1 protein-coding gene is annotated in these 271 nt (G+C 76.8%); it reads right to left on the reverse strand.

The features are described 5' to 3' along the window. Positions 1–232: hypothetical protein (locus KVS71_RS17500; RefSeq protein ID WP_217585158.1), on the reverse strand; the 232-nt coding region annotated here is incomplete at its 3' end. Positions 233–271 lie beyond the last annotated feature (39 nt).

The following is a 271-nucleotide window of genomic DNA, read 5'->3' on the forward strand; positions in this document are numbered from 1 at the left end:
TCCCCACCCTCCGCGCCAGCATCCCGGCGCCCTTCGACGCGGCGGCCTGGCCCGCCGGCTCCGCCCCCACGCTCGACGACGTGACCGTGCGGGCGATGTCGGTCGCCCGGTACGCCGAGATCTGCGGCACGCCGTGCGTGTGCACGGGCCCCGCGGTGATCCCGGCGTCGGGCGGGGTGGCATCCGCCGTGCTGTCGACGACCGTCGTGGTCGCGACGGTGGTGGATGCCACGCCCGCGACGCTGCGCCTGGACGCATGCGTCGTGGGCCT

The sequence above is a fragment of the Microbacterium sp. GbtcB4 genome, from assembly GCF_019091465.1.
Classification (GTDB): domain Bacteria; phylum Actinomycetota; class Actinomycetes; order Actinomycetales; family Microbacteriaceae; genus Microbacterium; species Microbacterium paraoxydans.